This window comes from Trichocoleus sp. FACHB-46 (genome assembly GCF_014695385.1).
Classification (GTDB): domain Bacteria; phylum Cyanobacteriota; class Cyanobacteriia; order FACHB-46; family FACHB-46; genus Trichocoleus.
On record NZ_JACJOD010000022.1, the window covers coordinates 144,556 to 159,133 of the forward strand.

Genomic DNA, 14,578 nt, shown 5'->3' on the forward strand with positions numbered 1-14,578 from the left:
GAGGCACAGAAAGAGGTTAGAGCGTATCTTCACCCTCCTTCGGAGGAATTACGGAAAATCCGTAAGTAATTCACCGATTCTTAAAATTAACTAGTTATCTTTACGTAAAGTAGCCATCTAAACGCCTACCTGAGATAACAGAACCTGCATCTGCCCCCAAGTTAGCCCTTGGGCTAAATAAACCGGGGATTGGGGTGTATAAGGGCTTTTTAAGCGATCGATCGCCACAATTTTGGCCCCCTCCGGTAACATCGGCACTTCGGGATCAAAAGCGGTAGGGCGTACGAGGGAACTGGAAAAGCCCTTAAAAATCGTAATTTCGTCTGGTTCTTCCTCAACTTCGGCATGAACAATCAAAACTTCTTGAGGGCGTTTGGTTGTGTACTGCTCCAAACGGTATCCAATCGAATTCATCACTGCCTCTGCTACGAAAATGCGTTTTCCTGAGATTGGGAGATATTTTTGCGGCCAAGGTAAAAAACTCTCCTAGAAGCCACTATAAGAACCATCAACATTTTCTGATGCAGTGAGCCACATGAATTAGCGATCGACTGAACCCATAATGATGTCGATGCTGCCTAAAATTGCCATAATATCAGCGATTTTGACTCCACGTAGTAAGTGAGGCAAGATTTGCAGATTGTTGAAATCAGCGGCGCGAATTTTCCAACGCCAAGGGAAAACGCTATCATCCCCAATTAAATAGACACCCAATTCACCTTTACCGCTCTCGACTCGGACATAGTGCTCTCCGGCAGGAACTTTAAAGGTGGGAGCGATTTTCTTGCCAATGAATTGGTAGTCAAACTCATTCCATTGAGATTTTGGGCCTGTAATGATTCTTTGAGCTTCTAGGTTTTCGTAAGGGCCACCGGGCAATCCCGCGATCGCTTGGCGCAAGATTTTGATCGACTCGCGCATTTCCCCTAAACGGACGCGGTAGCGAGCAAAGCAATCTCCTTCTGTCGCCCACTGCACGTCCCAGTCAAAGTCGTCATAACACTCATAGTGATCAACTTTGCGGAGATCCCATTTCACGCCAGTCGCTCGCAACATGGGGCCAGAAAGACCCCAATTCAAGGCTGCGGCTCGACCAATTGTGCCTACACCTTCAACCCGGTGGCGGAAGATTGGGTTGTTGGTTACGACCCGCTCGTACTCTTCTAAACGTGGCCCCAGATAATCACAAAAGTCTTGGCACTTATCTATCCAACCGTAGGGTAAGTCAGCGGCCACTCCGCCGATGCGGAAGTAGTTGTTGTTGACCATGCGGTAACCAGTCGCGGCTTCCCACAGGTCATAAATCATTTCTCGCTCGCGAAAAATCCAAATCGGTTGAGTACCCAATCCTAAATCATGCGCGAACGTCCCCAGCCACAGTAAGTGATTGGCAATGCGGTTCAGTTCCAGCATGATCACCCGGATATAGCTGGCGCGCTTGGGCACTGGGATATCTGCCAGCTTTTCGGGTGCATTCACCGTCACGGCTTCATTAAACATGCCCGCCCCATAGTCCCAACGACTGACGTAGGGCACGTACATAAGGTTGGTACGGTTCTCAGCAATCTTTTCCATGCCGCGATGCAGATAACCAATCACGGGTTCGCAATCTACCACCTCTTCGCCATCCAGGGTTACGACTAAGCGAAAGCAGCCGTGGGTGGTGGGATGATGTGGCCCCATGTTGAGAATCATGGGTTCGGTTTTGGTTTCAAGCTTGACCATAATTAGTCAAAAACCTCCCTATCAGGGTTGGCGGAATCGGCTCAATCGGTCAACGGCACCAACGCTGTCCAAATCGCAACCAATCTTGCTTGGCTAACAGCTCCAACTCGTAGCGTTGATTCAGAACCATAGAGCTGTTGAAATTGAGTTCTGAACTAAGAATTAATACTTAAGTTCTATGACTTTTACGGGAGCGATCGCCTCACCCAGCGAGGTGAACCTATGGAACATTACTGAACCTTGACTTGAACTAGCGACAGGAAAAGCCACAAAAAAATGGAGCAGGTTTTTCACCCACCCCATGCGATCGCTGGATTACAGCGTAGAAACTAATGTATGACTGGAGAGTTAGCGATCGACTGATCCCATAATGATGTCGATGCTACCCAAGATGGCGACAATATCCGCAACCTTCACGCCACGGACGATGTGAGGGAAAATTTGCAGGTTATTGAAGTCAGCCGCCCGAATCTTCCAACGCCAAGGGAAGACCGTGTCGTCCCCAACGATGTAAATTCCCAGTTCCCCTTTACCGCTCTCGACTCGGACGTAGTGTTCGCCAGAGGGGATTTTAAAGGTGGGGGCAATCTTCTTACCAATAAACTGGTAGTCAAACTCGTTCCACTCAGACTTGGGACCCGCAGACATCCGCTTGGCTTCTAGATTTTCGTAAGGGCCACCTGGCAATCCCGCGATCGCCTGACGAATAATCTTGACCGATTCACGCATCTCCCGAATCCGCACGATGTAGCGGGCAAAGCAATCGCCTGCGGTTTCCCACTGCACATCCCAGTCAAAGTCGTCGTAGCACTCGTAGTGATCAACTTTACGCAAATCCCATTTCACACCAGAAGCCCGCAGCATGGGACCAGAGAGACCCCAGTTAATTGCTTCTTGGCGGCTAATGGTGCCCAAGCCTTCAACCCGACGGCGGAAAATGGGGTTGTCGGTGATCAGGCGCTCGTACTCATCCACTTTGGGTAGGAAGTAATCGCAGAAGTCTTCGCACTTGTCTACCCAACCATAGGGCAAGTCAGCAGCAACTCCACCAATGCGGAAGTAGTTGTTGTTGACCATGCGGTAGCCAGTCGCGGCTTCCCACAGGTCATAAATCATTTCCCGTTCGCGGAAGATGTAGAAGAAGGGAGTTTGTGCTCCTACGTCTGCTAGGAATGGGCCAAGCCACAGCAAGTGGTTAGCAATGCGGTTCAGCTCCAGCATGATCACACGGATATAACTGGCTCGCTTAGGCACAGCAATATCGGCTAGCTTTTCGGGAGCATTCACCGTCACCGCTTCATTAAACATCCCCGCTGCATAGTCCCAACGGCTGACGTAAGGGACGTACATGATGTTGGTACGGTTCTCGGCAATTTTTTCCATGCCACGGTGCAAGTAGCCAATCACTGGCTCGCAGTCCACCACATCTTCCCCGTCCAGGGTAACAACCAACCTCAACACACCATGCATGGAGGGATGGTGAGGCCCCATGTTCAAAACCATGGGTTCTGTGCGGGTTTCAATCTTTGCCATCGGTGAGCAGTCTCCCCTTTACGTCGTTTCGGCAACCGCACCTATCAGTGGTTTGTGGTTAGTGGCAAGTCAGCAGCACTTCACGAAGCAATTTGCCTCGGAATCGTCGCTACAACTCGTCACTAAGCGTGGCGGATGGGCACGGTCTGTTTATGTACTCAATTTATTGCATTTTCTTAATTATAGAGAGTTGCGGTTCCCAAAGTTGGCTGTGATTCAGCTAGCCCAATTGATTTTGTGAACTATCACTATCAGCACGATTGATGGGTCAAGGCGATCGCAGCCTCATTCAGCAGTATCAATGCACCACCAATTCAGTAAATCTGCCTACTTGAATTGAAGAGTTGGCTGGGAAATCTGATGGGGGATTTCCAATTACAGTCTTCAGTTGCTGAGGCGAAAGAGGGGCTATGGCTTGGACAGAAGAAAAGTTTGAAGCATTGATCCAGCGTTTAGAAAAATTGGCTCGCCAGCAGCCTGCCACTTACAGAATGCGAGTGGGTTTGTTGGCAGTGCTGGGATATGTCTATATCTTTGCTGTAATTGCTGGGCTATTGGCTGTGTTTGCGGCGATCGCTTGGTTCATGATTTTTAGCGGTCGCATCCATACCGCCATGATCAAGCTGGCAATTCTGGTCTTGATTCCAGCTTTAATTGCGCTGCGATCGCTCTGGGTCACCTTTCCACCGCCTACAGGTCTGCCTTTGTCTCGACAGCAGGCTCCCCAACTGTTCGCGCTGCTAGACGAACTCACCACAAAACTACAAGCTCCCCGTTTTCATCATGTGTTAGTGACCGAGGGATTCAACGCGGCTGTCGCGCAAGTTCCTCGCCTAGGCATGTTGGGTTGGCAAAAAAATTACTTGCTGTTGGGTCTGCCGCTGCTGCAAGCCCTTTCCCTAGAGCAATTCCGGGCAGTACTGGCTCACGAACTAGGTCACCTCTCCGGGAATCACAGTCGCTTCTCAGGTTGGATCTACCGTGTTCGTAAAACCTATGCCCAACTATTTGAGCGACTACAGCACAGCGAACAGCAGGGTTCTTGGTTCCTATTTGAACGATTTTTTAACTGGCATGCGCCGTTCTTTAATGCTTATTCGTTTGTCCTCGCCCGTAATAACGAATATGAAGCCGATCGCTGTGCCGCCGAATTAGCAGGAGCGAATCATGCTGCCGCTGCCCTGATTAACGTTAATATTCAAGCTCAATTCTTGGAAAGTGCCTATTGGCCTAAAATTTACCAACAGGTAGAGCAGCAGATTGAGCCACCCGCCACCGCCTTTACCAATTTGACCACAGCCCTACGCCAGCCTGCAGAGCCTGCAACTGCTACGCAATGGCTCAACCATGCCCTAGCCTGCAAAACCGATTATGCCGACACTCATCCTTGCCTCAGCGATCGCCTTTCTGCCTTAGGGGTCTCGCTCTCACCTGAGCACCCCCTGACACTACCCCAGCCTGTATCGGTCAGTGCTGCCAGAGTGCTGTTGGGGTCAACCTTGACTCAGCTCACAGCTCATTTCGATCGCCAATGGCAGGAGCAGATGGCAACTTCTTGGCGGCAACGGTACGCCCACCTTCAGGAATGCCAGAAACAGTTGCAAGTTCTAGAAACCCAAGCCCAAAGCCAGCCTTTGACGCTAGAAGCAGCTTGGGAGCGAGCGAGATTGACTTTAGAAGTCCGGGACTCAGCCGCAGCAATTCCTCTGTTAGAAGCAGTGCTGACGATGGACCCTGAGCATGCTGCTGCTCATTACACTCTCGGGCAAGTGTTGCTAGAGCAGCAAGAAGCAGCAGGCATTGAGCACATCGAAAAGGCGATCGCAGCTCGGTTCGACTGGGCCTCATCGGGATACGAACTGATTCTGAATTTTTTGTACCAGCAAGGGCAAACAGAGCAAATTCAGATTTATCAGAAACGGGCGGAACAGCACTACGAAACCCTGATGTTGGCCCGACGAGAGCGTTCTTCTGTGCAAGCCAGCGACGAATTTCTAGCCCATGATTTCTCAGCGGAGACAATTCAATCTCTGGTAACGCAGTTAGCTCGGTATGATCAATTGAAAGAGGCATACTTGGTGCGGAAAGTGATGCATTACTTTCCCGAAGAAGCTTTTTATGTATTGGCGGTGAAGCGCCAGCAGCGGTTTTGGGAGACCAACAGCGATCAGGTCGATCAAAAATTTATTGATCAGATTGCCGATGGCATGGAATTTCCTGAGCAGACTTACATCCTGCTGCTGAACAAGCACACCAAAAATAGAGAAAAGAAACTACGCCAAGTAGCACCCACAGCGATCTATCGACGGTAAGGAATCGGCATGACCACGGACTCCCAAGAACTGCTCAACTCGGATACTCCAGCCTTTGTCCATGTCTCAGTGCTGAGCCGAGAACTGATTGCAGGCTTGGAAGTCCGGGCGAGCGGCCATTATTTAGATGTGACCGTGGGTGGCGGCGGGCACAGTCGCTTAATCCTAGAAGCCGCACCGGATGTGCAAGTCACAGCTCTAGATCAGGACGAACAAGCGATCGCCGCCGCGCAGGCAAATTTAGCTGAGTTTGGCGATCGCGTCCAGTTCTACCACCGCAACTTCGCCACTTACGACCCCGGAAAAGTGCAATTTGCTGGCATCATTGCCGATTTAGGCGTGAGTTCGGCCCAGTTTGATATTCCCGATCGGGGGTTCAGTTTTCGTCACGAAGCCAGCCTCGACATGCGAATGGACCAACGCCAAGACCTCACCGCCGCTGAGTTGATTAATTTTGGGGATGAGGTAGAACTAGCGAATATCTTCTATAACTATGGCGAAGAGCGGCTGTCGCGCCGCATTGCCCGCAATATTGTGGAGCGACGACCCTTCCAAACCACGACGGAATTGGCAGAAGCGATCGCGCGTTGTGTCCCCCGTTCCTACCGCTATGGCCGCATCCACCCGGCGACTAGAGTGTTTCAAGCGTTGCGGATTGCGGTGAATCAAGAACTCAAGGTTTTAGAAACATTTCTTGACACTGCACCGGGTTGGTTAGCACCGGGGGGCAGAATTGGCGTGATTAGTTTTCATAGCTTGGAAGATCGACTGGTGAAACACAGATTGCGCGATTCACCCTTGCTCAAAGTGCTGACCAAAAAGCCCATCTTGCCCCAACCAGACGAACTGGAGAACAATCCGCGATCGCGTTCCGCAAAACTCCGGTTGGCCGAACGGCAGCCAGACTGACTTGCCCTTAGACATATGCAGCCTGAGCAGTTTTAACTCTTTGTGCCGCTTTTTATCTCCAAAAAGGTCATTGAGCCAGCTTTTCTAACAAGGTACCTTAAGAAAAACTCAACTTAAAAGATAACGGGTCGTATCGACGATCGCTCTTAGTAGCTAGCCTGCAACAACCATCTGCTCAACTATGCAAGCACAAGATCCGTTAACCTCTCCACTGGCTTTAGAGACTGCGATCGATCGGCGTCCTTTAACGGCATCTCCTGACACCTCAGTGGCAGAGGTAATTGCCATGATGAGCAAAGCCCAGAGTAGCTGCGTGCTACCCAGTTTAGAACTGTCGCGTAACATCGTTTTAATGGGTGAAGCCCGCGCTAGCGCCATTCTGGTAGTTGAAGGCTCACAGTTACTAGGTGTGTTTTCCGAGCGAGAGGCGATCCAGGCAATTACTACAAATCAAAACTTGGCAGAGACTAGGGTTGATCAGGTCATGCAGCAACCGGCGATCGCCCTAACTCAGACTGAGCACCAAGATGTTTTTACTGCCCTAGCCCTCCTACGGCAACATCAAATTCAGCATTTGCCCGTCGTAGACCCGCAAGGCCAATGGGTGGGGCTAGTCACACCTGCCAGCATTCGGAATGTATTACAGCTAGATGAATTGCTGAAATCCAAGCCGCTAGTAGAGCTGGCAGCTGCTCCGGCAGTTCAAGCTCCTGTGACCACTACATTGCTGGATTTAGCCCAGCTCATGCTCGCACATCGAGTTGATTATGTGGTGTTGAGCGCAGCAACTCCCACTCATGAGGTGCCGACACCCGTAGGCATCATTCTGGAACGGCACATCATCCAGCTTTGGGCTTTAGGACTCGATTTATCGCGGATCCCAACCCAAGAGGTTATGAGCGCTGCGCTACCATGCTTCCCGGCTTCAGAGTCTGTGTTGGTGGCCTACTGGGAAATGCAACAACAGCGGGTGCAGCGTTTGGGCGTCTCTGGTGAAGTTGGAGAGTTATTGAGCGTTATTTCCCCAACTAGCTTCCTATACAGCTTAGATCTCGACGAAATGTGCAGCGCTGTGGCACAGTTACAGCGATCGATTGAGGATTTTGAAGTCGAAAAAAACCAACGAACTCAAAATTGGCATACTGACCTAGAAACGCAGCTGTTAGAAAATCCAGCAGAGTTACTGGAGCAGCTACAGTGCAGCCAAATTCTGACAGCGATGGCACTCCATATTCGGGAGTCTCTCAACTTAAACGAAATTCTTCAGACTGCTGTGAATGAAGTCCGACGCTTTTTGCAGACGGACCGAGTGATTATCTACCGCTTCAATCCAGACATGAGCGGCACTGTTGTCGTCGAATCAGTGGCAGAGGGGTGGAGGCCTGCCCTCAACAGCAACATTCGAGATACCTGCTTCGGCCAAAACTACGCCCAAGCCTACAAAAAAGGACGCACTCAAGTCACCGAAGATATCTATAGAGCGGGTTTAACTCAATGCCATATCGATATTTTGGTCTTGTATGACATCCGCGCTAGCCTCGTAGTCCCAATCCTGCAAGGCGAGCATCTGTGGGGGTTGTTGTGTGCCTACCATTGTGCAGGCCCTAGACGCTGGCGGCAGTTTGAGGTTGAGTTACTCAAGCAACTAGCCACGCATATGGCGATCGCCATTCAGCAATCTGAACTCTATCACCAAGTCCAGAACGAATTAGCTGAGCGCAAACGGGCAGAAGAACAGCTAAAGCTTTCTCTGAAAGAGAAAGAAGTGCTGCTGAAGGAAATTCACCATCGAGTTAAAAACAATTTGCAAGTCATCTCTAGCGTCTTGAGACTGCAATCTGATTATGTCAAAGATGACAAAATCTTGGCATTGTTTAACGACAGCCAAAACCGCATTCGCTCGATGGCACTAATCCACGAAAAGCTTTACCAGTCCAGCAACTTACTAAAAATAAACTTTGATGAATATATTCGCGATTTGACAGAAAATTTAATTCGTTCCTATGTTGCTTTTGCTTCAACTGTTACCTTGACGACCAATGCTATCGGAGTTTGGCTAAACATAGATACAGCAATTCCTTGTGGCCTCATTATTAATGAATTAGTTTCAAATGCCTTAAAGCACGCTTTTTCAGGATCAAATCCAGACAATGAAATTCAAATCAGTATCACCTCAGGTAATGACAATCAATTCACTTTAATTGTTCGGGATAATGGCATAGGATTTCCGGAAGACATTGACTTTCGCAACACTGAATCCTTGGGTTTGGAGTTGGTGTGTGTCTTCACAGAACAGTTGGATGGGGCGATCGCGCTGGATAGAAGCAATGGCACAGCTTTCGTAATTACGTTTTCTGAAATAGGCAATATTGGAAGGACCTAGAAAAATGGCCAATGAAAGAATTTTAGTAGTGGAAGACGAAAGAATTGTTGCCAGGGATATTGAGAAAAGACTCAAAAAGCTAGGCTACGTGGTGCCCATAACGGTTGCCTCTGGAGAGGAAGCCATTAAGCAGACAGCAGAAATACGACCCGACTTAGTGTTGATGGATATTCAACTCAAGGGTGAATTAGATGGCATTGAAGCCGCAGAACAAATTCGAGCAGATTTTAATATTCCGGTAATTTATCTCACTGCTTACGCCGATGAAGCCACCTTGCAGCGAGCCAAAGCAACTGAGCCCTTTGGCTATATTCTGAAACCATTTGATGCCAGAGATTTGCAAGTCGCGATTGAAGTTGCTTTACGCAGACGAATCTCGGAAGAAGCGATTCGAGTGGCTTTGGAAAAAGAGAGAGAACTGAGTGAGCTGAAATCCCGTTTTTGGTCTATGGCAGCTCACGAATTTAGAAACCCCATGACTTCGATCTTGTCTGCCGCCCAACTCCTCGAACAAGAAAAACACGATCTACCTGAGGAGCGCAGACGGGAGTACTTGTACGTTATTCAAAATGCGATCCGCTCAATGGATCAATTGCTTAGTGACGTATTAGCCGTAGGTCGAGTCGAGGGAGGGAGCTTAAAGTTTGATCCAGCTCCTTTAGATTTGGAAGAATTTTGTCAAATCGTTGTGGAAGAAATGCAATTTAATGCAGGTCTAAAACATCGGATTGTTCTTCATCAACAAGGCGACTGTGCTCAGACCTTTTTAGACAAGAAACTACTTAGACACATTTTGACCAATATACTTTCGAATGCGATTAAATATTCGCCTGAAGGTAATGATATTTATTTCGAGCTGATTTGTGCGGATGAGACAGTAATTTTTCAGGTTAGAGATACCGGAATTGGTATTCCGGTAGAAGCCAAAAATCACTTGTTTGAGCCATTTCAGCGAGCTGAAAATGTGGGAAATATTCCTGGTACTGGTCTAGGGCTAACAATGGTTAAAAGATGCCTGGATCTGCATGGTGGCCAAATTTCTATAGAAAGCAACCCAGGTGGAGGAACCATCGTTACGATTCAACTCCATTTGAATAGCCGAGTAAAATCTCGCCAAGCTTAAACAGTTTAGCGGTGAGGGCTGACTTGGCGCGGTAGTTCTACTCGGAAAGTTGAACCCTGCCCCACAACACTTTCGACTGTAATCGAGCCATTCATCATTTGCACTAACCAGTCTGTAATTGCTAGGCCCAATCCTGTTCCCCCATGTTTGCGGGTTGTGGTTTGGTCTACTTGGCGAAACTCTTCAAAGATATGTTGCAAATCTGATTCAGCAATGCCAATTCCAGTGTCTTGAACCGCGATCGCGACGCAGTTGGCTGAAACTTCCCACGCCATCACCTTGACGCTGCCCGACTCGGTAAATTTAATCGCATTAGACAGCAAATTTACCAAGACTTGGCGCAATCGCATACTGTCATTTACAATGCCAGGATTCAGCAAGTTAGTGCTGACCAACAAATCTAGATTTTTTTGCTCAGCCAGCGATCGCAGCTCTTCGGTGGTTGCTTTGACCAGGTGCTCTAGATTAATTTCTTCTAGTTTCAGTTCCAGACGGCCCACTTCAATTTTGGAGAGGTCGAGAATATCGTTAATTAGTGCCAGCAAATTCTTACCGTTATTGAGAATTCGCTCCACCATGTCTTGTTGCGGGGCACTTAGTCTTTCCTGGTGCTGGCGCAGCAGCAATTGTGAGAAGCCGATGATCGCGTTCATTGGAGTCCGCAGTTCGTGAGACATGGTAGCTAGGAACTGGGATTTGAGCTGAGCCGCTTCTAGGAGTTGCAGATTTTGCAGTTGAATTTGTTGGCGTTGCCGTTCTAGCTCCGAGTTCTGACGGGCCAAAATGTCATTCTGCACCGCTAAGCGCTCTTCGCGTTCCTCCAAAACATTGATCAGACGAGCATTGTTGATTGCGATCGCCGCTTGCTCGCCAAAAGCCACTAATAATCGTTGATCTTCATCATCAAAGGCTTGGAGGTCTTGCCAATTGCCAATCGCTAGTACACCCAAGCGGCCTGCTTGAGCCGACTCGATCGCCACTGCATAAATGGAAGCAGGCATTTCCTCAGAGCCATATTCTCGCAACGATTCACCTTGCAGCAGTAGCGATTCTCCGGTCAGAAAAACTTGACCCAGAAATCCATTGCGAATGTAAGAACCATCGAGTTGCAGCTTTTCCATGCCCACACCGACTTTAGCGGTTAGCTCTAGTAGATCGCGTTGAGGGTTACGCAGCGCAATCAAGCCAAATTCAGCTCCGGGTATAGCTCCGCAGACTGAGCGCACCATTGTCTGCAACAATCCAGGTAAGTCGGCTAAGCGTTGATTCAATAAATTCGTCAACCGTTGCAACGTCCGTAACTGCTGTTGCTGCTCACCCAAAATCAGAATTGCCTGTCGCAGATTTTCCCCAACTTCTTGGGCTTCTCGATACAGCCGCGCATTGTCCGCAGCGAGAGCAGCCCGGCGGGCCAGATCTTCTGCCAAAGCCAGATCGGCTGGAGTATAACGCCGACCCGACTCTGCACTCACGAGAGAAATGACCCCCAAAGTGCGATCGCGAGCCATCAACGGCACTAGCATGGCTGAGCTGAAGCCCACCTGTCGCAATAAGGCTAGATGGTCTGCATCTTGGGCCATTGCTATCAACAAAGCATCGTCCATTTCTGGATAAAACTCAGATTTCCCAGTGCGAATCACGTTCGCTGTTCCTCTGGAAGCATTGGGGTCAGTGGGATAGCGCCGATATAACTCAGCCGCCCAGGCAACGTTCTTAGGGTTGGTATGGGCGATCGCCACTTGCCGTAGGGTTTGGTCCTCTGCAACCACATCCACTACACACCAATCGGCTAAACGCGGCACCAGTGACTGAGCCAAATTTTCCAGGGTGGTTTGATAGTCTAGAGAAGCCGCTAGTAGCGTGCTCGCTTCCGCCAAAAATCGCTGTGACTCCTCCGCTTGCTTGCGCTCTGTAATGTCGAGAAATGCACCCACACACCCTCGCACATTTCCCTGCTCATCAAACAGCGGTGCATCATATTCCAACAGCTTGATGACTCGCCCATTACTGTGGACAATGTCAATCTCTGTATCTAAAACCTCTCTACCTGTCGCGGCAGCGTAGCGCAGCGGTAACTCATGAGCTGCTAATTCTTGACCATTCTGCAAAACTCTGAATTGAGTAGACTTTGCACTAGGTGGGCTGCTTAAATTTGGACTACTTAAATCTGGACTACTTAAAGAAGTAGTACCATCCAACGGCATCTCTAGCAGCTTGGCAAAGTAGGGGTTGACTCGAATATTTTCACAGCTAGGCTCGTCTGCGATGCCAATGCCAATGGGCAGCACATCAAACAACGTCTGCAATTCATCAACCCGTCGCTGCAAGACGCGATTTAGCTCTAGGATTTTCGCTTCTCTGCGCTTGCGTTCTTTGGCAAAGGCGACGTGATTAGCAATGGTTTGGGCGAGTTGAATTTCCTCTTCAGTAAAGTGATGGGGTGTATCGTAGCAAAGCAGAAATTTGCCCAACAATTGCCCCTGAGCGATTAGTGGCATAAAACCGATCGCACGAATGCCTTCTTGCAAAATCACCGACTGTAAAGGTTCTTCGGTTAGCTCAGTTTCCACATTTGCCACCCAAATCGGCTGGGGGCTTGCGGCATCGGTAGGCCAAGGAGAACGGCCTTCAGTCGCTTGCCGATAAGTATCCGATAGCTGTCGCCAAGCCTGAAAACGCATGACGCGATCGCTATCTAAGATCAGTACAGCAGTGCGATCGACTTTGAGGGCTTGTTGAAATCCTCCTAAAGCAGCTGCGTAAATATCTTCGAGCGCAGCCGCGTGACTGACTGTATTAGTAATGTGATAAATCGCCTGCAATTGCTCAAACTGCTGACGCAAGGTGGCTTCTGCCTGCTGGCGCTCGGTGACATCGTAGAAGATCACAACTCCAGCCACAATATTGTTGTCGCGATCGCGGATGGGGCTAGAACTAACCCGCATCACACCCCAGGTTTGATCTCCCCGTAGAATGCGAATTTCCTCGTCTGTGATGACTTCACCGTGAGCAATGGAACGAGCCAGTGGCCAATCTAGTGACTGATAGGGGCGACCCTCCGCATCAAATCCTCGGTAGTCTTGATATTGCGCAATTTGCTCGGCAGGCAAAAATGAATGACGCCAAATTTGCTCAACTTGCTCATTGCCCAGCACGAGTTTCCCAGAGGGAGCCTCCGCAATAATTACGCCCGCTGGCATTTGCCTTAGGACTGCTTCCAAGCGGCCTCGCTCAGTTTCTAGTTGTCGCAGCAGGTCTTCTCGCTCGGTTTCGGTCTGCTTAGTGTGGGTGATGTCTAAGACAAAGCAGACCGTCTCCTGACCCGACTCCAACAAAGCTGCCCCGATCAGCACCGAAACCCGACTGCCATCTTTGCGGATATACTCCTTTTCCCAAGGTGAGCACACTCCGGCAGTTTGCAATTGCGCGATCGCCCAAGCATCCATCTCTTGGTAGGCCAGGGGAGTCATGGCTGCCCAACGCACTTGGCCTAACTGCAACTCCTCTCTGGTGTAGCCCACCATCTCCAGGAAAGCTTCATTAGCCTCCGTAATCTCGCCCGTCAGTCTGGCGGTGATTACCCCAATCATATTGGCTTCGGCCAAGCGCCTAAATCGCCCTTCGCTTGCTCGTAACGCCTGCTCTAGCTGCTTGCGCTCAGTAATATCGCGCGAATTCAGAATGACTCCGCTCACGCCTGCATCTTGCAGTAGGTTATTCGCCACCACTTCTATGTCAATCCAATGCCCCTGAGCATGCTGGATGCGAAATTCTAAAGGAGCCGCAATTCCAGGCTGGGCCAAAATCTGAGTGAAAGTGGTCTGGAGCCTAGCCACCTCGCTGGGATGAGTATACTTAAAAGCTGATTGACCGATGAGGGTTTCAGAAGGGTAGCCTAAAATTCGCTCGATCGAGGGGCTGACATAGCGAATTGTGCTGTCCGACTCCAAAATGGTGATGATGTCAGAAGAGTTTTGCACCAACGAGCGGAAGCGAGCTTCACTTTCTCGCAATTTTTGGTTGGCTGCCGTAGCCTGAATTTCAGCACGACACAGACGGATAGCATTATGCAGGCTACGGGACAAACTTTCTGGAGCCAGTTTCGCTTTAGGCAGATAATCGGAAGCGCCTGCCTTCATCAGCTCAACGGCTACTTGCTCATCCCCCTGATTGGTTAGAACGATGAAAGCCGTTTGAACTCCTTGCTCGCGCGCGGTGCGGACTAAAGTTAAGCCATCGCCGTCAGGTAATTGGTAATCGAGGAGAACGCCATCGAAGGATTGTTGCTGTAAAAGCGCGATCGCGGCACTGTAACTACCCACCTCTGATAGCTCTAACGACAGACCCGCAGCTTGGAGCGCCCGACGCACCGCCATCCGGTCTGCTTCATCATCGTCAACCACTAAGATTTTGAGAATCTCTTCCATAACGATTGGCTATCAGCAATCCGCTCTTAGCTGGCTTTGGTTCAGTATCGACTATTCCTTGTCCTTGTACTAAATACTGTAAACAAATCGCTCAGCCTCAACAAATTCTGAACGCTTCCGGCTGTTTCACTCAAGGTCCCTCATGCTCTACAAACACTCCTTCGCT

General features: G+C 49.5%; 9 protein-coding genes. 5 read left to right on the forward strand and 4 right to left on the reverse strand.

Annotation, left to right across the window (positions count from 1 at the left end):
* Window positions 1-117: 117 nt before the first annotated feature.
* The 3 genes from H6F72_RS12760 to H6F72_RS12770 all read right to left on the reverse strand — a co-directional run bounded on the left by H6F72_RS12760 (window position 118) and on the right by H6F72_RS12770 (window position 3,258).
* The gene (locus tag H6F72_RS12760; protein ID WP_190435746.1) at window positions 118-414 is read right to left on the reverse strand and encodes a hypothetical protein; all 297 of its coding nucleotides are present in this window, start codon (window positions 412-414) and stop codon (window positions 118-120) included.
* Between the two features lie 126 nt (window positions 415-540).
* Window positions 541-1,725: an NAD(P)H-quinone oxidoreductase subunit H gene (locus H6F72_RS12765; protein ID WP_190435750.1), complete on the reverse strand. Its 1,185-nt coding sequence runs from the start codon at window positions 1,723-1,725 to the stop codon at window positions 541-543.
* Window positions 1,726-2,073: 348 nt separating this feature from the next.
* Window positions 2,074-3,258 carry an NAD(P)H-quinone oxidoreductase subunit H gene (locus H6F72_RS12770; protein WP_190435752.1) on the reverse strand — a complete coding sequence of 395 codons (1,185 nt, stop codon included), beginning with the start codon at window positions 3,256-3,258 and terminating at the stop codon, window positions 2,074-2,076.
* On the opposite strand from H6F72_RS12770, the gene H6F72_RS12775 reads away from it, so the two are divergent.
* The 5 genes from H6F72_RS12775 to H6F72_RS12795 all read left to right on the forward strand — a co-directional run bounded on the left by H6F72_RS12775 (window position 3,215) and on the right by H6F72_RS12795 (window position 9,985).
* Window positions 3,215-3,499 (forward strand): hypothetical protein, encoded by a 285-nt coding sequence (locus H6F72_RS12775; protein WP_190435755.1) that lies wholly within the window; start codon window positions 3,215-3,217, stop codon window positions 3,497-3,499. The two genes, H6F72_RS12770 and H6F72_RS12775, sit on opposite strands and share 44 nt — an antisense overlap.
* Window positions 3,500-3,668: 169 nt before the next feature.
* Window positions 3,669-5,570 carry a M48 family metallopeptidase gene (locus tag H6F72_RS12780; protein ID WP_190435758.1) on the forward strand — a complete coding sequence of 634 codons (1,902 nt, stop codon included), beginning with the start codon at window positions 3,669-3,671 and terminating at the stop codon, window positions 5,568-5,570.
* Between the two features lie 9 nt (window positions 5,571-5,579).
* Window positions 5,580-6,479, forward strand: a complete 900-nt coding sequence (gene rsmH / locus H6F72_RS12785; RefSeq protein ID WP_190435761.1) for a 16S rRNA (cytosine(1402)-N(4))-methyltransferase RsmH — start codon at window positions 5,580-5,582, stop codon at window positions 6,477-6,479.
* 181 nt (window positions 6,480-6,660) lie between these two features.
* A complete protein-coding gene (locus H6F72_RS12790; protein WP_190435764.1) occupies window positions 6,661-8,862 on the forward strand; it encodes a histidine kinase dimerization/phosphoacceptor domain -containing protein in 2,202 nt (733 codons plus the stop codon).
* 4 nt (window positions 8,863-8,866) lie between these two features.
* The gene (locus H6F72_RS12795) at window positions 8,867-9,985 is read left to right on the forward strand and encodes an ATP-binding protein (protein ID WP_190435769.1); all 1,119 of its coding nucleotides are present in this window, start codon (window positions 8,867-8,869) and stop codon (window positions 9,983-9,985) included.
* 5 nt (window positions 9,986-9,990) lie between these two features.
* Here H6F72_RS12795 and H6F72_RS12800 read toward each other — a convergent pair whose 3' ends face one another.
* A complete protein-coding gene (locus H6F72_RS12800; protein WP_190435772.1) occupies window positions 9,991-14,412 on the reverse strand; it encodes a PAS domain S-box protein in 4,422 nt (1,473 codons plus the stop codon).
* Between the last annotated feature and the right edge of the window lie 166 nt (window positions 14,413-14,578).